This is a genomic window from Blautia acetica, assembly GCF_038739805.1.
Classification (GTDB): Bacteria; Bacillota; Clostridia; order Lachnospirales; family Lachnospiraceae; genus Blautia.
This window is the reverse complement of sequence record NZ_JBBEWO010000018.1, coordinates 41,684-61,110: the sequence shown is the minus strand read 5'-3', so window position 1 is coordinate 61,110 and position 19,427 is coordinate 41,684. Positions and strand designations below refer to the sequence as shown.

The 19,427-nt window shown below is 42.2% G+C and carries 19 protein-coding genes and 1 tRNA gene; 2 read left to right on the top strand and 18 right to left on the bottom strand.

The genetic code is table 11. The features are described 5' to 3' along the window. Positions 1-6: 6 nt before the first annotated feature. On the top strand, positions 7-1,617 hold the full coding sequence (locus WBS51_RS11920; protein WP_291681339.1) for a mannitol dehydrogenase family protein: 1,611 nt from the start codon (positions 7-9) through the stop codon (positions 1,615-1,617). Positions 1,618-1,696: 79 nt separating this feature from the next. On the opposite strand, the gene WBS51_RS11915 is transcribed toward WBS51_RS11920, so the two are convergent. From WBS51_RS11915 to WBS51_RS11860, 12 genes are all read right to left on the bottom strand, one after another. After that, positions 1,697-2,584: a 3-isopropylmalate dehydrogenase gene (locus WBS51_RS11915; RefSeq protein ID WP_173747659.1), complete on the bottom strand. Its 888-nt coding sequence runs from the start codon at positions 2,582-2,584 to the stop codon at positions 1,697-1,699. Between the two features lie 278 nt (positions 2,585-2,862). Then, positions 2,863-4,236: an MATE family efflux transporter gene (locus WBS51_RS11910; RefSeq protein ID WP_294461638.1), complete on the bottom strand. Its 1,374-nt coding sequence runs from the start codon at positions 4,234-4,236 to the stop codon at positions 2,863-2,865. Next, on the bottom strand, positions 4,217-4,723 hold the full coding sequence (locus WBS51_RS11905) for a MarR family winged helix-turn-helix transcriptional regulator (protein ID WP_173747663.1): 507 nt from the start codon (positions 4,721-4,723) through the stop codon (positions 4,217-4,219). Before WBS51_RS11905 ends, WBS51_RS11910 begins: the two co-directional genes overlap by 20 nt. Positions 4,724-4,801: 78 nt before the next feature. Beyond that, a complete protein-coding gene (locus WBS51_RS11900) occupies positions 4,802-5,266 on the bottom strand; it encodes a DUF1648 domain-containing protein (RefSeq protein WP_173747665.1) in 465 nt (154 codons plus the stop codon). Positions 5,267-5,478: 212 nt separating this feature from the next. Next, positions 5,479-5,889, bottom strand: a complete 411-nt coding sequence (locus tag WBS51_RS11895; protein WP_173747667.1) for an arsenate reductase ArsC — start codon at positions 5,887-5,889, stop codon at positions 5,479-5,481. A gap of 23 nt (positions 5,890-5,912) precedes the next feature. Next, positions 5,913-6,248, bottom strand: a complete 336-nt coding sequence (locus tag WBS51_RS11890; protein WP_173747669.1) for a thioredoxin family protein — start codon at positions 6,246-6,248, stop codon at positions 5,913-5,915. Positions 6,249-6,262: 14 nt separating this feature from the next. Further along, on the bottom strand, positions 6,263-7,276 hold the full coding sequence (locus WBS51_RS11885; protein ID WP_294461643.1) for a permease: 1,014 nt from the start codon (positions 7,274-7,276) through the stop codon (positions 6,263-6,265). Positions 7,277-7,348: 72 nt separating this feature from the next. After that, positions 7,349-7,654, bottom strand: coding sequence for an ArsR/SmtB family transcription factor (locus WBS51_RS11880; protein WP_173747673.1), 306 nt, complete (start codon positions 7,652-7,654; stop codon positions 7,349-7,351). A 163-nt stretch (positions 7,655-7,817) separates the two neighbouring features. Next, positions 7,818-8,762: a homoserine O-acetyltransferase MetA gene (gene metA, locus WBS51_RS11875; RefSeq protein ID WP_173747675.1), complete on the bottom strand. Its 945-nt coding sequence runs from the start codon at positions 8,760-8,762 to the stop codon at positions 7,818-7,820. Between the two features lie 67 nt (positions 8,763-8,829). Continuing rightward, positions 8,830-10,392 (bottom strand): cardiolipin synthase, encoded by a 1,563-nt coding sequence (gene cls, locus WBS51_RS11870; RefSeq protein ID WP_330489618.1) that lies wholly within the window; start codon positions 10,390-10,392, stop codon positions 8,830-8,832. A 6-nt stretch (positions 10,393-10,398) separates the two neighbouring features. Further along, the gene (ligA, locus tag WBS51_RS11865; RefSeq protein ID WP_173747677.1) at positions 10,399-12,351 is read right to left on the bottom strand and encodes an NAD-dependent DNA ligase LigA; all 1,953 of its coding nucleotides are present in this window, start codon (positions 12,349-12,351) and stop codon (positions 10,399-10,401) included. Further along, the gene (locus WBS51_RS11860) at positions 12,344-13,183 is read right to left on the bottom strand and encodes a pseudouridine synthase (RefSeq protein WP_173747679.1); all 840 of its coding nucleotides are present in this window, start codon (positions 13,181-13,183) and stop codon (positions 12,344-12,346) included. The genes ligA and WBS51_RS11860 overlap by 8 nt, the downstream gene beginning before the upstream one ends. A 201-nt stretch (positions 13,184-13,384) precedes the next feature. Here WBS51_RS11860 and WBS51_RS11855 point away from each other — a divergent pair, with 201 nt between their 5' ends. After that, the gene (locus WBS51_RS11855; protein WP_294461649.1) at positions 13,385-14,512 is read left to right on the top strand and encodes an N-acetylmuramoyl-L-alanine amidase family protein; all 1,128 of its coding nucleotides are present in this window, start codon (positions 13,385-13,387) and stop codon (positions 14,510-14,512) included. A gap of 43 nt (positions 14,513-14,555) precedes the next feature. On the opposite strand, the gene WBS51_RS11850 is transcribed toward WBS51_RS11855, so the two are convergent. From WBS51_RS11850 to WBS51_RS11825, 6 genes are all read right to left on the bottom strand, one after another. Further along, positions 14,556-15,461 (bottom strand): SH3 domain-containing protein, encoded by a 906-nt coding sequence (locus tag WBS51_RS11850; protein WP_294461652.1) that lies wholly within the window; start codon positions 15,459-15,461, stop codon positions 14,556-14,558. A 51-nt stretch (positions 15,462-15,512) separates the two neighbouring features. Beyond that, a tRNA-Arg gene (locus tag WBS51_RS11845) sits at positions 15,513-15,585 on the bottom strand. 117 nt (positions 15,586-15,702) lie between these two features. Continuing rightward, entirely contained in the window at positions 15,703-16,584 is an 882-nt protein-coding gene (locus WBS51_RS11840) for a DUF5688 family protein (RefSeq protein ID WP_173747685.1), read from the bottom strand. Between the two features lie 233 nt (positions 16,585-16,817). After that, a complete protein-coding gene (efp, locus tag WBS51_RS11835; RefSeq protein ID WP_173747687.1) occupies positions 16,818-17,375 on the bottom strand; it encodes an elongation factor P in 558 nt (185 codons plus the stop codon). Positions 17,376-17,459: 84 nt separating this feature from the next. Then, positions 17,460-17,972: a YqeG family HAD IIIA-type phosphatase gene (locus tag WBS51_RS11830; protein ID WP_291681361.1), complete on the bottom strand. Its 513-nt coding sequence runs from the start codon at positions 17,970-17,972 to the stop codon at positions 17,460-17,462. Positions 17,973-18,053: 81 nt separating this feature from the next. Beyond that, positions 18,054-19,418 (bottom strand): citrate/2-methylcitrate synthase, encoded by a 1,365-nt coding sequence (locus WBS51_RS11825; RefSeq protein ID WP_173747691.1) that lies wholly within the window; start codon positions 19,416-19,418, stop codon positions 18,054-18,056. Positions 19,419-19,427 lie beyond the last annotated feature (9 nt).

Here is a 19,427-nt window from a genome sequence, read left to right as displayed (position 1 = left end):
AAAATCATGAAATTAACTTTAGAAGGTCTGAAAAATACACAGGAATGGGAAGCAGCAGGGATTGCTCTCCCTTCCTATGATGTAGAAAAAGTTGTAGCGAACACAAAGAACGCGCCTACATGGGTACACTTTGGTGCAGGAAACATCTTCCGTATTTTCATCGGCGGACTGGCTGACACACTTCTTGCAAAGGGAGAAGCCGACAAAGGTATTACCTGCGTGGAAACTTTTGACTTTGACGTAGTAGATAAAATCTACAAACCATACGACAATCTGGTACTGGCCGTTACTTTAAAAGCAGACGGCTCTACAGATAAAAAAGTGCTTGGTTCTCTTACAGAAGCTATCAAAGCACAGTCTAATGTTCCGGAAGAATGGAATCGTTTGAAAGAAATTTTTGTAAATCCAGTGCTGCAGATGATATCCTTTACTATCACAGAAAAAGGATATGCTTTAAAGGGCGCTGACGGAAACTTCTTCCCATTCATTCAGGCAGATATTGACAACGGTCCTGAAAAAGCAGGTTCTGCTATGGCTGTTGTATGTGCGCTGTTAAATGAGCGTTACAAAGCAAACAAAGCGCCTCTGGCTGTTGTTTCCATGGATAACTGCTCTCACAACGGTGAAAAACTGCAGAATTCCATCTTAACTATGGCAAAAGAATGGGCTGCAAAAGGCTTTGTAGAAGAAGGCTTTGTAGCATACCTGTCTGACGAAAAACAGGTTTCCTTCCCATGGTCCATGATTGATAAAATCACACCAAGACCAGCAGATTCTGTATGTGCAGACTTGGAAAAAGCAGGCGTAGAAGAAATCGCCCCTGTCATTACTTCCAAGAGAACTTACATTGCACCTTTCGTAAATGCAGAAGGACCACAGTACCTGGTAATTGAAGACAAATTCCCCAATGGAAGACCAGCTCTGGAAAAAGCAGGCGTCTACCTTACAGACCGCGATACGGTAAACAAAGTAGAGCGTATGAAAGTTACTACCTGCCTGAATCCACTGCACACGGCTCTGGCTGTATACGGCTGTGTATTAGGCTACACTCTCATTGCAGATGAAATGAAAGACGAACAGTTAAACAAGCTGGTTCACGAAATCGGTCCTGTAGAAGGCATGCCGGTTGTAACAGACCCTGGTATCCTCTCTCCTGCTGATTTTGTAAACGAAGTCATCAATGTTCGTATTCCGAACCCGTTTATGCCTGACACACCACAGCGTATTGCAACCGATACTTCACAGAAAGTTGGTATCCGCTACGGTGAAACTATCAAGTCCTATGTGGCTCAGTACGGAGATGCAAAGAAATTAACTGCAATTCCTCTGGCTATCGCAGGCTGGTGCAGATATCTTCTGGGTGTAGATGATGAAGGAAATACTTTTGAACGTTCCGCTGACCCCATGCTGGAAGAACTGACAAAAGCTCTGGACGGAATTGAAGTTGGAAATCCTGCTTCCTACAACGGACAGTTAAAATCCATTCTTTCCAATGAAAACATCTTCGGTATTGACTTATACAAAGCTGGAATCGGTGAAAGAATTGAAGAAATGTTCTTAGAAGAAATCGCCGGAAAAGGCGCAGTAAGAGCTACTTTGAAAAAATATATGGCTTAGAGTAAAAAGGTGCTGTTTCCCGGGAGACAGCACCTTTTTACAATTCAGGCACCTGAATATTGCAGTCAAACACTCCACCTTACAGACCGAATTCCTGGAACAGTTTTCTCTGGTACCCCTTGTCCGCTGCAGCTTTCAGAATATCATCTGTCCTTCCCAGTTTGGATAAACGCATATTCAAATCATTTACTCTGTTTTCGCCCTGCTGTATTCCCTGTTGTATTCCCTGTTGCATTCCCAGCCGTCTTCTCTCCTCCAGTTCATCGTGCATCAATTCTTCTAATGCCTCACACATATCTTTTACCTCCTGAAATTCCTTTTTATTCGCGCGTACAATAATATTCATAACAGACTTATACAGTGGATTCTTATCATGATTTTTGTAGTCTTCCAACAATTCCCTGGCTGCCTGTCTTCCCTCCAAATGATTGGTGAGATTTCGCAGCCATAAATTCTCTTTTGCCGACAATTTTCCAGTGACAATCAACTGCATAGGAATTTTATCTCCCGTTATATAGTAAATTCCCTCTTCCTTTTTTATGACCTGCAGCCCTTTGTCCTCCTGTAAATGCTTTAGGAGTTTTCTAGGATAGCCCTCACTGATTAAGGAAATCGTTAATTCTTCTATTCTGACTTCATTGACTCTGGTCGCATCCGCCTTATAAAAGCAGGCATAGCCATACACCTTGTAAAAATCATCTACACTCAAATAGTCTCCCGGTCCTTTATATTCTATAATATTGTGTTCCCGAAAAATTCTTCCAATATTCTTATGAATACTTCGGTTTCTATCTTTTTTTATCAGAACGTCAATGGACATAGGCTTTGTTCCCAGCTGATGTTCCTGCTCAAACTGCAGATACTTTGCCTCATTCCCAAATTCAATCTGAAGGCCTGCAAAAAATGCAGGATGCCATTGTAACAACTGCTCACTGCCCTTTTTTGCAGCTTCTGGTTGCAATTTCATACGAATCCTCCTCTTTTTTATTTTCTGGAGATTCGCTTTTCGGAATCTCCTGCTTGCTGTTGGATGAAAGCATGAATTTTCCGAAAACAGAATTGTAATAAGACCTGCAAAACAAAAGTATGCTCTGCGTATAGATGATTTTAAGAAAATAATGCTTTTTTACATTATAGCATGAACTTCCATTCATGAAAATATCGGAATAATAAACAAACCCGTGGGGAAAAATGCGACACACTTTCGTTTCCCCACAGGTTTCTTGTATACCTGAAAATCTTTTATCACACGGTTCCAGCCACAGTTCCCATATGCTTAAATTCTTTCGTAATAAAGAAAATACACAACAATGCAGCAATGCCGTCCGCCACAGGCGCAGAAAACATAACACCTTCAATCCCCACAAATACGGGAAGGATAATCAGCAGTGGCAGCAAAAAGATAATCTGTCTGGTAAGGGACAAAAAAACGCCTTTTCCTGCCTTTCCAATAGACGTAAAGGTGTTTGCCGTAATAGGATGAATTCCGTTAATAAAGGTAAAAAACATATAAATCCGGAAAAATTTTTCTGCAAACAGAAAATATTCCTCACTTCCAGAACCGAAAATTCCAATAATCTGCCTTGGCGCCAGTTGAAAAAGCAAAAAGGCCACCATCGAAATTCCCAAAGCAGCTGTCACCGCCTTTTTATAGGTCTGCTTGACGCGTTCATAATTTCCGGCGCCGTAATTATAACTGATAATCGGCTGGATTCCCTGGGAAATTCCGATGACAATAGCAAAGAAAATCATACCCACCTTAGAAATAATTCCTGCACAGGCCAGTGGAATATCGCTTCCGTAAGAAGATTGTCCTCCATAATGCGTCAATGTATTATTCATGACAATCTGCACAATCATCATAGCAAGCTGATTGCAAAAGGGTGCAACTCCCAGAGAAATAACAGGAATCCAGGCCGATTTAGAGGGAATCAGGGTTTTCAGGGGAATATGCACGGTTTTAAATCTGGAAAAATATATCAATACCATAATTCCCGAAGCAATCTGTCCGATAATCGTTGCCCAGGCTGCACCTGCCATCCCCATATCCAATACGAAAATAAATAACGGGTCTAAAATCGTATTGATAATTGCTCCTGTCAGAGTACAAATCATAGAAAATTTAGGACTGCCGTCTGCCCGGATAAGATTGCTGCCCCCTGTCGTAACAATCAAAAACGGAAATCCCAGAGAGGTAATTCCCGTATACGTCAGCGCATAATCCAAAATCTGGTCCGTAGCTCCGAAAGCCCGCATCATAGGCTCCAGAAATATCCGGACAAGTATGCACAGCAAAATTCCCAACGTCAGCATCATGCCAATAGCACCTCCGGCAAATTTCACTGCCTTCTCCTTTTCATTCCGTCCCATAGAAAGGTTAAAATTTGCTGCGCCTCCGATGCCGCATAAAAGCGCCAGCGCCGTACAGGTAATGCTCAAAGGAAAAGCCACATTTGTCGCTGCATTTCCCAGCATTCCCACGCTTCTGCCTATAAAAAACTGGTCCACAATGTTATACAGCGAGCTTACCAGCATAGCGATAATACTGGGAACGGCAAATCTGGCAAGCAAACTTCCTATAGCTTCTGTCCCCAATGGATTATTCTGTTTTTCTCCCATCTGTTCTTTTTCCTTCCTCCTGCATTTTTATGGTATTTTCTGCTTTCCGTTCTTTTGCATTTTGCAGAACTTCCCGAGACTGCTGTGCCATTTTTTCCACACCGCTTATCATCCTCTGCTGTTCCTCCTCAGACAGTATGGATAAAACCTGTGTCCACCATCCGGCAAGGGCATTTCGCAGTCTTGGAATAATCTCTTCTCCTTTTTCAGTCAGATAAATAGCATAAGATCTTCCGTTTTCTACAGATTTCTCTCTCTCAATTAATCCCTGCTCTTGAAGCTTTTTCATCATTCTCACTGCCAAAGCTTCATCTACTGCCATGTTTTCACACATTTCCTTCTGGCTGCAGCCCGGATTTGCTGATAAATAAAACAAAAAATTATAACTGGAATAGCCAATACCGTATTCCTTCATGGTCTGAATCATATACTTTTGCTCTCGCCGATGAAGAATGGCAATACTTCTTCCCAATACACGGTTTTCCATATTTCCTCCTTTTTCTTGACAAGTCAATTCTCATTATAATAATCCATAATTGACTTGTCAAGTATCAAACCGTATATCTTATTTTACTTTCACAAGCTTCCAAATCCAGAAAAACAGACTGCCAAACAGCATTCCCATCGTGATAGGAAAAAACCACACAGATAGCGCGGTTCCAGATACTGTTTTTATGGTAAGAACCGTAAATATAAAAACGGTTTCTGCTTTCATGGTACTGAGTAGGTGCTGCAAAACACCATAGACTCTTTCTCTGTTGGCCTCTGTCACAGTAACCCCTGTATTCCATATCTGAGGATACCGTTCTGCCACTCGCAGAAAAAGATAAAGCAGGCAGGACAGCGCCGGCTCTATCAGAATTTCCCCTTTTCCACCCCAACGGTCTATTTCTCCAACAGCATTGTAATGTGCCGGTATGGTATCCGGAAACTTTCCCCAGGATACCAGCACATATAACATCTGACTGATAAGCAGCAAAATACAAAAAATATCTGCCAGCTTATCCCCTTTGCTTTTTTCCACTTTCATGAAATCCCTTCTTTCAACTTTTTGAGCATAATGCATACTACAATCTGATTATACTATAAAAGTCTTTTTAAAACACCATGATGTATAAAAGACGGTAATTTTGATACAAAAAAGGATTGCTTCTGCTCATCTCCTTCTTTACATAGGGCAGATAAAGAACATGCATTTCCGTCATACTGGCGTACTGATATGACTCATCCTATTGCCAAACTTTAAGTAAGCAGTCCACTTTCTACTTTTTTAGCCAACTCCAGTACATTTGAATGGATTTTGTGTATCGTTTTTGAAAATTCAACATCGTCCTTTCCAGTAGGGTCATTTAAGCCCCAATCCTCTCTGTATTTACATGGTATTATAGGACAATTTACATTGCACCCCATGGTAATCACAATATCTGCTTGCGGTATTTCAGATAACCGTTTGGAATATTGTGTTTTCTCCATATCTATCTGATACATTTTTTTCATTAGGCGAACTGCATCCTGATTGATTCGTGGCTTTGTTTCTGTTCCTGCTGAATAACTTTCAAAGACATTGGAAGAAAGATGTTTCCCCAATGCTTCCGCAATTTGACTACGGCAAGAGTTATGAACACACAAAAAAGCTACTTTAGGTTTTTTCATATAAATAACTGCCTTTCACTGTTTTATTTTTTTGTCAATAATACTTTAACTTCTTCTACTGTCAACACTTTTCCATACGATATAACTTCGCCGTCAAGCACGAATGCCGGTGTAGCCATCACTCCATAACTTGCAATTTCTGCAAAATCTGTAATATGTTCAACCTCATAATTTAACTGAAGTTCAGATAATGCTGTTCTGGTTGCTCTTTCCAATTCCATACATTTTGCACAACCCGAACCGAGTATTTTAATTCCTTTTTCACGCTTCTTGTTTTCTGCATTTCGCATAGTTTGTGATGTGCCGTTTCCACCACAGCAACATGCTTTTGTTTCTTTTTTCTTTCCAAACAATTTCATTTTATTCGCTCCCTTTACATAAATAGTGTACTAAAAAAATTAAAGAGATAACCTACAATTATGATGCCAAATGTGCAAATGGCAATAAATAACGTTAATAGTTTTGGCTTTACTGCTTTCTTTAACATAATTAAGGACGGTAAACTTAATGTTGTCACTGCCATCATAAAGGATAAAATCGTACCTAATTCAGCACCTTTGGCAAGCAAAGCTTCTGCAACCGGAATTGTTCCGAAAATATCAGCATACATAGGAATTCCTACCAGTGTGGCTAAAATAACACCAAATGGATTGTTACTTCCTAAAATACTTTCAATCCATGTTTCAGGTATCCAGTTATGAATCATTGCTCCTATCCCCACGCCAATCAGAATATATGCAAATACCTTTTTGAATGTTCCTGCAACTTGTTCTTTCGCATATTGAACTCTGTCTTTTTTGTTTAAGGTAGGAGAGGTAATGTCAACGCTGCTTGCATTTTTCACAAAATCTTCTACATACCTTTCCATATGCGATTTTTCAATCAAAGTACCGCCAATCACAGCAATTATCAGACCAACCATGACATAAGCAAGAGCAACCCTAGCGCCGAAAATACTCATTAACAATACAAGACTTCCTAAATCAACCATAGGGGATGAAATCAAAAAAGAAAAAGTTACTCCCAGCGGCAGTCCTGCACTTGTAAATCCTATAAATAAGGGGATAGAAGAACATGAGCAAAAAGGTGTAACAGTTCCCAATAATACAGATACCATATTTGCTCTTATACCATGAAAACGACCTAATATTCTCTTACTTCGTTCTGGCGGAAAATAACTTTGTATATACGAGATAAAGAAAATCAACAGGCATAACAAAATGGTAATCTTGATTACATCATACAAGAAGAATTGAACACTTCCGCCTAAGCGACCGTTCAGGTCTAAACCTAGCAGTGACAGTCCGTTACCAATAAAATCATTCAACCATTTCATACCTAATATTTGGTCTTGGAAAAATAACCATATTGAACTTAATGCTTCCAAAAAATCTCTCCTTTAACATATCAACTTTTTTTGATGTGAAAGTGTTTTATAAAAGCCACCTCTCGATGACCTTTATTTACAACAGTTTGACTGATTTTCACTATTTGGTGTCGTTAATTCTAACAATCGTTTTGACGCATATTCGCTTCCACTTTTGCTAAGACTGTAATGCGTCCATTTGCCGTCTTGCCGTGCTGTAACAATACCAGAGTCGCAAAGTATCTTCATGTGATAAGATAATGCTGACTGTCCTATGTTCATTTTTTCAATTAGAACACACGCACATTTTTCGCCACTTTTTAAGTAATCTAAAATCGTTAGCCTTTTTGTATCACAAAAAGCCTTGAAGATTTTAGCATCCTTTGAAAAATCAGTCATTATCCTCACTCCTCACATCAAATATTTTTGATGTGTTTATATTAATACTTTTTCATTTTCTTGTCAATATATAAATCAAATATTTTTGATATGTATTGACCCGCTTTACATCGCTATTGATATCATGCTTTTTTGCACTCTTGCTTCTACGATATTTCTGGGTTTAACAGTTCTCCTGATTCCCACTTGAAAACGGGGTTCCCTCCAAATCATATGGAGTCATCTGATAGACGTAATAATTCAGCCAGTTGGTATACAGATTATTGGCATGAGACCTCCACAAAAGCTGCGGTTTATTGTCTGCATTATCCCCCGGATAATATCCCTTAGGCATATCAATAGGCAGTCCTTTTCCCAAATCCCGTTTGTACTCTCCATCCAGAGTCACCCGGTCATATTCCGGATGTCCCATAACGAAAATCTGCCGTCCTTCTTTCGCCATAGCCAGGAACACCCCTGCCTCCTCGGATTCTGCCAACACGGTAAGCTCTTTGCAGTTGTGAATATCGTCTGCCGGAACTTCTGTGTGACGGGAATGAGGAGCCAGAAAAACATCGTCAAATCCTCTTACCAGAGGTATTTTCCGGTTCTGTACCTTATGGTTGAAAAGCCCGAAGACCTTATGGTCCATCTGCCGTTTGCGCAGTCCGTAGTGATAATACAGTCCTGCCTGAGCCGCCCAGCAAAGATAAATGGTGGAAGTTACATTTGTTTTCGTCCATTCCATGATTTTCTTCATTTCTTCCCAGTAGTCCACTTCTTCAAACTCCATCTGCTCTACCGGCGCCCCTGTTATAATCATTCCGTCGTATTTGTGTCCCTTTACGTCTTCAAAAGTCTGATAAAATTTATTCAGATGACTGGTTGCCGTATTTTTCGAGGTATGGCTGCTGACCATCATAAAGGAAACATCCACCTGCAGCGGTGTATTTGACAGAGAACGCAAAAGCTGCAGCTCTGTCTCCTCTTTTAAGGGCATCAGATTTAAAATTAAAATCTGAATGGGACGGATATCCTGGTGTACTGCTCTTTTTTCGTCCATGACGAAAATATTTTCCTTTTCCAGAATCTCCTTTACGGGTAAATCACTCTGTATTTTAATAGGCATATTTTTTCTTCCTTTCCACTGCATTTTTTCATTGTATTTGAAATATTTCTGAACCCTTCGTTTCAAACTACATCAACGGCGCAAACATACGAAGCACCTTTCCGATTACACGCATGTACAGCTTCTGCTTCTGATAATCTCCGGCCTTAATTTTGATACATTTTTTCAAGGTATTCCGGAAATCCTCCTCTACCGCAGCAATCTGAGAATTTTCATACAGCAACGCCCCACATTCAAAATGATGGAACAAGCTTCTGTAATCCAGATTGATGGTTCCCACCACGGCCTTTGTGTCATCAGAAACAAATACCTTGGCATGTACAAATCCCGGCTCGTATTCGTAAATCTTCACACCTGCGTCCAAAAGTTCATTGTAATACGTTTTCGCCACTGCGAAGGCATATATTTTATCTGGTATATGAGGCATAATAATAGCCACGTCAATGCCCCTTTTTGCCGCATAGGTCAGAGCCATTATCATTTCGTAATCCAATATCAGGTACGGCGTCATAATATGTACATATTTCTCGGCTGTGTTTAAAATATCCAGATAAACTTTTTTACCCACTCGCTCTTTTCCATAAGGGCTTACTTCATAAGGTATCACAAAACCGTCATTGGGCATGGAAAAATTTTCCGGAGTCTTATAACGCAAATAATGTTCTTCCTTCATCTCGGTAACGTTCCACATTTCCAGAAACATATAAGTAAAACGCTCCGCTGCCTTCCCCTTCAGCCGCACAGCCGTATCCTTCCAGTGTCCGAAGCGTACTTTGCGGTTGATATATTCGTCAGCCAGATTCGTTCCTCCTGTAAAAGCAACTTTTCCGTCAATTACCATGATTTTCCTGTGATCTCTGTTGTTGTAATAAGTGGAAAAAACAGGACGGATAGGGGCAAACATCTTACACTGGATTCCCTGAGCCTGCAAAACCTTTGGATAAAAGTAAGGCAGCAGAGCCAACACGCACATACCGTCATACATGACTCTGACTTCTACGCCTGCTTTCGCCTTTTCCTTTAGAATATCCAGAATACTGTTCCACATTTCCCCTTCTTCCACAATGAAAAACTCCAGAAAAATAAATTTCTCTGCCTTTTTCAGTTCCTCCAGCATATCTACAAACTGGTCATCCCCAAGAGGATAATAGGTAACCTGCGTGTGATCATAGACCGGTGAGTTGTCATATTCCTCCATGTAATCTGCAAAATGCCCCATCTGCGGATTCCGCTCTTTCAGCCGGGCCTTTACCTGCATATTCTGTGGTACGTACTGCTTTGTATACCCGGAGAGAAAGCGCAGTCTCCGAAACAGCATTTTCGTTCCCAGTTGTGTATACACATAAAGGTAAAATAAGGCGCCGAATACCGGAAAAATAATCAGCGGAAGCATCCAGACCAGTTTAAACTCCGGACTGCCGCTGCTGTTAAACAAATGGAGCACAACGCTGACGCTGAGCACAATAAATATCAGATAAAAAATATAACTGTACTCCCGCAGCCATATATAAATGGCTGTCAGAAGGGCAAACTGTACCAAAAACGCAAAAACCACAATCAAGGTTCTTCCAAAAATAATGGTTTTTACCCCTTTCATGCCCTTTTTTTTCATTTCGTTTTTGTCTATCATGCCCTGTCACTCTCCTGCCATTTTCAAAAAATCTTCCTCCGACAGTATAGGAATTCCCAAATCCTTGGCTTTTTTGTTTTTGGAAGAATTGGAAGTTGTATCATTGTTAATCAGATAATGGGTTTTGGAGGTTACGCTTCCCGTCACCTTGCCGCCTCTCTCTTCAATATATTCTTTTAGCTGTGCCCGGTTGGCAAAGTGTTCTACACTGCCGGTAATCACGAACTGTTTGCCTTCCAGAGAGGAATTTTCCTCTTTTTTCACAGTTTCCAGTTCCAGATGAGACAGCAGATGACGAAGCTTTCTCTGATTTTCCTCATCCTTAAAATATTCGGTATAGGTTTTGGCAATCACAGGCCCAATGCCTTCTATGTCACTGATTTCTTCCCCTGTAGCTGCAATGAGCCGTTCTATATCATAATCAAAGGCTTTACAGATAACCTTGGCATTGGCCAGTCCAATATTGGCAATTCCCAAACTGTACAAAAGCCGGGGCAGTGTGGTGTGTCTGGCTCTCTCCAGACTTACCATGAGATTTTCATAAGACTTCTCGCCAAAGCCCTCCATTCCCACAATTTCTTCCCGGTACCGGTCTATTTCAAAAATATCTCCGAAGTCCTTAATAAAGCCTTTCTGAATAAATTTTTCCAGTGTAGCCTCGGAAAGCCCGTCAATGTTCATGGCATCTCTGCTGACAAATAAGGTAAAAGACTTGATTTTCTTTGCCTGACACTGGGGATTCATGCAGTACAGAGATTCTACTTCATTGGTCTTCTGCACCCTGGCTTCCTGTCCGCACACCGGGCAGATATTGGGAATTTCCAGATTTCCGCTGCGGGTCAGGTTTTCCGCAATCTGTGGGATAATCATGTTAGCCTTATAAACCTGTATCTTATCCCCAATTCCCAACTGCATTTCTTTCATAATACTGATGTTGTGCACACTGGCCCGGCTGACAGTGGTTCCCTCCAGTTCTACAGGGTCAAATATGGCCACCGGGTTAATAAGACCCGTCCTGGAGGGACTCCACTCAATTTTTCTTAACACAGTTTCCCGGATTTCATCCTGCCACTTAAAGGCGTAGGCATTTCTGGGGAATTTTGCCGTACTTCCTAAAGATTCTCCATAGGCAATGTCGTCATACAGCGCCACCAGTCCATCGGAAGGGAAATCGTTCTCTGCGACCTGATGGGCAAAATACTCCATAGCCTCATCCAGAGCAGCTGCCGTCACCACCCGGTATTCCACCACTTCAAAGCCCTGTTCTTTCAGCCACAGAAACTGCTGCTCTCTGGAATTTTGAAAATCCACATCCTCAGCCTTTACCAGAGAAAACGCGTAAAAATGCACATTTCGCCTGGCGGTTATCTCGTTATTTAACTGCCGTACTGAACCGCTGCACAGATTCCGCGGATTTTTATATCTGGCATCCACATCCTCTATCTGCCGGTTGATTTTTTCAAAATCAGAATACGTGATAATGGCCTCTCCCCGAAGCACCAGTTCTCCCTGATATCCTATCTGCAGAGGAATGTTTTTAAACACTCTGGCATTGTTGGTAATCACCTCACCCACGGTTCCGTTTCCCCTGGTGACTGCTTTTTCCAGTTTTCCATTCCGATACGTCAGTACAATGGTAAGGCCATCCAGTTTCCAGGAAAGCAGGGTCTTATGCTCTCCCACAAACTGCCGCAGCGTTTCCCGGTCTTTCGTCTTATCCAGGGAAAGCATAGGACTTTCGTGGGCCTCTTTCGGCAGTTCTTCTAATGACGCATATCCCACAGAGACCGTAGGACTTCCTGCAAGGGTGACTCCTGTCTCTTCCTCCAGCTTTACCAGTTCGTCATACAATCTGTCATATTCAAAATTGCTCATGATTTCCCGGTCTTCCTGATAATAGGCCTTTGCGGCCTCCGTCAGCATGGGAATCAGTTCTTTCATTCTCTGCATCTTATCCATGTTTCTCAAACCTCCGTTTTTGTTGTCCCTGATGTAGTCCTTTCCTGTCTTTGACAGGGGTTCTGTATTTTCCCGCGTTTTTTACAGGCTTTCCTCCGGTATAGGTTTCCTGCACTTTTCCTGCCTTTTTCTCCTGCTCACGTTTCTCTAACAGCCGGGTGAGCTCTTCCATTTCTTCCCCGGTGGCTGCCCGATACTGTCCTACAGCCAGGTCTCCCAAACAGACATTCATAATCCGCACACGTTTCAGACGCTTCACTTCATATCCAAGATAATGACACATTCGCCGTATCTGCCGGTTCAAACCCTGGGTCAGCACAATCCGAAAACTGCGCTCTCCTTCCTTTGTAACTTTGCAGGCTCTGGTAACGGTTCCCAGAATGGGGACACCCTTTCCCATGGCCGCCAAAAATTCTTCCGTCACCGGCCTGTCTACGGTAACCACATACTCTTTTTCGTGGCCATTGCCTGCTTTCATCATTCGGTTCACCAGTTCGCCCTGATTGGTCAGAAGCAGCAGTCCTTCGGAGTCTTTATCCAGCCTTCCTGCATAATATACCCGTATTGGATAATTTATATAAGAAATCACGTTTTTTTTCACACGCAAGTCTGTGGTACACTCAATTCCTCTGGGTTTATGAAAAACCAAAAGCACCTTTTTCTCTTCTCTGCGGATTTCTTTCCCATCTATGAGAATCCGGCTGGAGTCTTCCACCTGGGTTCCTAAGGCCGCCGGTTCGCCGTCTATGAGAATTCTGCCCTCCTGCACCAGACGGTCTGCCTCTCTTCTGGAACAGACTCCTGCCTCACTTAAATACTTATTTAAACGCATAATATCTCCCTTTTTTTACCGCCCAACGCTGGTATACGGTCTGCACAATGTGGGACTATTATACCACAATTTCCCCGGTAAAGGAAAGATTTCTTCCAAACCCGGTTGCTATTTTCCCATGATTCAAGGTATAATAAGAACGGCAACGAAAACTTTAAGGCGGACTGACAGGACAGTCTGACTGACAAAAGAGGAGACAGCATGAAAGTTACAAAAAAGGGATTTTTTCTTACCGTGTTCGTTCTTCTTCTGGGTGCTTTTTTTGTTCTGGCCCCGCCCTTTGCCTGTGTACTGGTAAGAAACTATCTGGTTGCTTACGAAAACAGGCAGGAGGCCATGAAGGAGGACCACTGGGTTTACAATGCAACCGGTAAACGCTATGTCTACCATGACGGCTCTGTGATTCAAAATGACAGCAAGGTACTGGACAATGTGACCTACTATTTTGATTCCAAAGGCTATGTGAAAACAGGCTGGGTGCAGGATAAGGGCAAGCTCTATTACCGCAATTCTGACGGTTCCCCGGTTTCCGGCTGGTTTGAAGACGAAAACGGGAAGTATTACCTGCTAGAAGACGGCTCTCCCACCATCGGCTGGGCAGATATTGAAAATAAAAAATATTATTTTCAAAGCAATGGCGTCATGGCTGTGGGCATGACGGAAATCGACGGCGCACAGCATCTCTTTAATGAGGACGGCTCTGTATCCTCCGGCTGGGCGGAAAATGACGGCAAAAAATACTATCGTGATGATACCGGTGCCCTGACTGTAGGATTCAAGGATATTGACGGCAAAACTTATTACTTCCGGGAGGACGGCACTATGGCTACAGGCTGGATTACCAACGGCAATGACCGCTACTATATGGACCAGGACGGTTCCAAGGTAACCAATGCCTGGATTGAAGAGGAAGGACAAAAGCATTTCGTAGACAAAGACGGCAAAGAATTAAAAGGCTGGGTAACCGTCAGCGGGAAGAAATATTTTCTCAATGAAGAAGGTATTCTGGCATCTTCCGGCTGGATGAAACAGGACAATAAATGGTACTTCATTGACAAAGACGGCAGCGCCAAAACCGGACTGTTCCAGGACAGTGGAAAATGGTACTTCCTTACTGCAGAAGGCGAACTGAAAAACGGCTGGGTAGAACAAAACGGCAAAAAATATTATCTTGCCAATGCACAGCTTATGACAGGCTGGAGAAAAATCGACAACAAACAATATTATTTTAATGAAGACGGCACCATGGCCACAGGCTGGATTACCATTGACGGAAAATCCTATTTTCTGAAAGAAGACGGCAGTTTGGACGCCACTGCAAAAAAATGAGGAGCAGGAAATTCCTGTTCCTCATTTTCTCTTTTCTATACTCTTATTGCAGTAAATCCGCATATACATAGGCTTCCTGCCCGTTATACTCCACTTTAATCCAGTTGTCTTCTCCGTTTTCCAGCTTCTTCACCTGGTCGCCGGCTTTCAGCCTTCCCAGAATCTCTGCATTGGTCGTGGAATCCGCACGCACATTACAGTCTTCCTTTGCCGTGAGCATATCGCCGTTGTCTGCCATCTGCGCGGTATTCACTTCCTTACCTAACTTTTCTTCAAAGGCTTTTAACTCTGCATCAGACGCCATATCTTCATTCAGTTTATTCTCCACATCTTCAATCAGCGTCATCACATCTTTTTCCTGTCTGGTCTTTTCGATACATTCCTGTACTTCCGCATCACTGTCATCGTTGTGAATCACATAATTTCCGCTGTCATTTTTGATAACATAGAGCTCTGAAAGTCCCGGCGCTGCTGTTTTCACATCCTTAAACTTCAAGTCATAGGAAACAAAAACTACATAGCTGTCTTTTTCCAGTCCTTGCTTGGTGTAAACTACAATATTATCATAGCTTTCAATATACGTCGCATTGGTTACCTTTGCCTCATCTGTGGCATCGAAGTTATCCGTTAATTCTTTCATCTTGGCGACGTCTTTCTGTCCCCATGCTGTATAAAAGGACTCAATCAGGGCATTTACTTCAGGGTATGCATTCTTTTCAAGAGCATTCTCATCTTCCTTATCCGCATCGTCTTTCTCTGCTTCATCGGAATCTGTGGAATCTTTCTTTTGCTCTGTCTTTTTCTCCGTATCTTTTGGCTTTTCATCAGAAAATCCTCCGGTTAAAGCTTTGACGCCAAAAAATAATAAGACAAGAGCAAGCAGAATTGCCAGACCCAGAAGAATATACCTCAGATTATCTGAGAGCCATTCTCTGAAATTGTCTAACATACCTTTCCTCCTTATATTCCCTTATCCCTATGCTCTCCCCAAAGCACAAAACACACCCGGAGGGAATCGAACCCCCGACACGTGGTACCGGAAACCACTGCTCTATCCCCTGAGCTACGAGTGCCTGTGATTGTTACATCTTGGTTATCATACCACACATTTTGTAAAATGTAAAGACCTATACGCATTTTGGGGAAATGACACCCTGTTCATCCCAAAAACAGGGTGTCAGCCCCCACTTTTACATCATAAGAGCGGCTTTTTTCCTGTCATAATAATAAACCTCATTAGAGAGAATCTCCTCCTCTTCTACCTGTTTTTCATTCACCTCTCTCACCATTTTCTTTAACTCCAAACGGGAATACTGTCCCCGGTCCGGGACGAGAATACATTCATGAACGCTGCTTGGAAGAATGTAGAAATTCCCCCGCAGCAGACCTGCGATATGACTTAAGACATGAGGATAAAGGATAACTGCTGCGCCAAAACATTTTTCTTTGTTGGTCAGCACATACATCAGTTCCTCTTCCCTTGAAAATTCCGGGCTTTCTCCGGTAAGCTCTGCAATCAGGGCTTCCATTCCCTGAAGTGTGTAGGGAAGCTTCCGGCTGGTATTGTGCACGGCGTCTTCCAGCAGACAACGTCTGGTAATGCCCCAGGCTTCCAGATTGCAGTTGTGGATTAACACCGTGGCCCCGTGAAAGTTTCCCCCTTCCACCCGGTAATAAAAAACCACTGCCAAATCCAGATATTTTATATGCGGCATTTTGTCCAGGCGTTTCCGATTCATTTCGTAATTAATCAGTTTATAATAAATTCTGGTTCTGGCCTGTCCGTAATCTTCAAAATTCTCCATGGAAATCTCTGTCTCCGGCTTCTGCAATTCTTCAAATGCCAGAATTTCCTTTGCCAGTTCTTCCATAGAGGCGTTTTCTTCCCAGGCCTCATACAGTTCTTCCAGATAAAGGGTGGGGGCTATGTTTTTTCCCTCCTTACGGATAATAATGCCATCCAGTAAAACGCCGTTATTTTTCTCTATCTGGTGCAAAGATACTTCCTTTTTTTCTCCTGCGGCTCTTTGCAGCACCTCCAATAGTTCTGTTTTGAAAGTTTCATAGTCCATACATATTTTTCCTTTCTGAAATAATTATTTATATAAATCAGAACAGAAAAAGTACCTGGTGTGCCAGACGGACTTTCCCTGCTGCTGCTTTATATCACTTCCTGTTTGTATCTGGAAAAATCTTTCACGAATGTGTGTGAATAAAAATAAAATCAGAAATGTAAAAAGAATTTCAAGTCAAATCCGCGGGACGGATACGCCAAAGACACCGCCCCCGGATTCTTATATCTGTCTTATACTCTGGACAGGTATTCTCCTGTTCTTGTATCGATTTTGATAACATCGCCCTGGTTTACGAACAGAGGTACATATACTGTGGCTCCTGTCTCTACAGTTGCAGGTTTTGTTGCGCCCTGCGCTGTATTTCCGGCAAAGCCCGGCTCTGTATCTGTGATTTCCAGTTCTACGAATAATGGCGGTTCAATCGCGAATACGCTTCCGTTGTAAGAACATACTTTTACAGTTTCGTTCTCTTTTACGAATTTCAGAGAATCGCCTACTGTATCCTGGCCGATTGCAATCTGGTCATAAGTTTCATTGTTCATGAAGTTGAACAAATCGCCATCGCTGTATAAATACTGCATATCCACACGTTCAATACGAGCCTGTGGGAATTTTTCAGTTGGTCTGAAAGTTCTTTCAATAATTCCGCCACTGATAACATTTTTTAATTTTGTTCTAACGAATGCAGCACCTTTACCTGGTTTAACGTGCTGGAATTCCATAATCTGTACTACGTTACCATCAATTTCCAGTGTGAGACCATTTTTAAAATCTCCTGCTGATATCATAATGATATTCCTCCTTATTTCGTCCATTGGGAAAACCTGTGTTTTTTCCACTGTACTTCATTTTATAATACATCCGGGCAATTTTCAACTGTTTTTTCTCTTTCTTTGCTCTTTCTTATAAAAATACAGCACGATTTTTTCCAGTTTCCGCTTTAATACAATCTGAATCTCTTCTTTTGGATGAATGGGCTTTACCAAAATGTTGTAAATTCCCGTTCTCTTTGCCCCGTAAACATCTGTAAAAAGCTGGTCTCCCACAAAAATCGTGTTTTCCAGAGAAGTTCCCATAAGTTCCATGGCCTTTCGGTAATTCTTCCTGGAAGGTTTATGGGCGTTTTCAATAAAATGTACCTGAATGTTCTGGTTAAAAGAGCTGACACGCTCATACTGATTATTGGACAACAGACAGCACTGAAAGCCTGTGTTTTTCAGTCCGGCAAAAAGAGCCTCTGCCTTTTCGTCTGCCGGTGCCCCGTGGGGAACCAGAGTATTGTCAATGTCGAAAATGACGCCTCTGTACCCCTTTTTGTAAAGAGCATCGAAATCTATGAGATAAGTAGAATCCAGATATTCATCTGGGAAAAATTTCTGAAACATATTTTCTTCCTTTCCTGTACCCGCTTTGTAAAACACTCTGCATTTTCTCTATGGTAACAGGTACAGGCGGTATTTGTCAAATTATCCTCTGCTCTTTAAAGGCTCATAGGACATTTCTTCCAACACATTTTTATAAGCCGGACGGATAATTTTATCTGTGTTAATCAACTCTTCCATGCGGTGCGCACTCCAGCCGACAATACGGGCAATGGCAAACATCGGTGTATACAGTTCCAGCGGAAGTCCCAGCATGCTGTACACAAAACCGCTGTAAAAGTCCACATTAGCGCTGACACCTTTGTAAATGCGCCGCTCTTTTGCTATGACTTCCGGAGCCAGACGTTCCACGGTGGCATAGAGTTCATAGTCTTTCATTCTGCCTTTTTCTTCTGCAAGCTGGCGGACAAATTTCTTGAAAATCTGCGCTCTGGGGTCAGAAATGGAATAAACGGCATGCCCTATTCCATAGATAAGCCCACGCTTATCAAAAGCTTCTTTATGAAGCAGCTTCGTCAGATATCCCTTAATTTCCTCTTCATCACTCCAGTCCTCTAAGTGTTCCTTCATATCCTGGAACATACTGACCACCTTAATGTTGGCGCCTCCGTGTTTAGGTCCTTTTAAAGAACCCAGGGCTGCTGCAATGGCAGAATACGTATCCGTACCGGAGGAGGATACCACATGAGTGGTAAAAGTGGAGTTATTTCCGCCGCCGTGTTCCATATGAAGTACCAGAGCCAGGTCTAAAATAGACGCCTCTAAAGGTGAGTACTGCTTATCCGGACGCAGCATCAGCAGAATATTTTCCGCTGTGGAAAGGTTTTTCTCAGGATTATGGATATAAAGACTGTCGTCCAGATTGTAATGTTTATGCGCCTGATAACCGTATACGGAAAGCATGGGAAACACGCTGATAAGGTTGATACACTGACGGAGAACATTGGGAAGGGAAATATCTTCCGGATTTTCGTCATAAGAATACAGAGTCAGAACGCTTCTGGAAAGGGTATTCATCATATCTTTGCTGGGTGCCTTCATAATGACATCCCGGACAAAGTTTGTGGGAAGCGTTCTCTGGGCAGCCAGAATCTTGCAGAAATCATCCAGTTCTTTCCGGCTGGGCAGACGTCCGAAAAGAAGAAGGTAAGTAGCTTCTTCAAATCCAAAACGCTTTTCATCCAGAAAGCCTTTCGTCAGGTCTTCTACATTAATTCCGCGATAATACAATTCGCCTTCGCAGGGAACCTCTTCACCGTCAATCACCTTTTTGGAAACAATATTGGAAATCTGGGTCAGACCTGCCAGAACACCTTTTCCATTAATGTCACGAAGCCCTCTTTTGACATCGTATTTCGGATACAGGGATGCATCTATGCGGCTGTTTTCTTTACAGATTTCCGTAAGCATTTCAATTTCCGGAGTAACATTCATATTAAAATCGGACATTTTGATTCC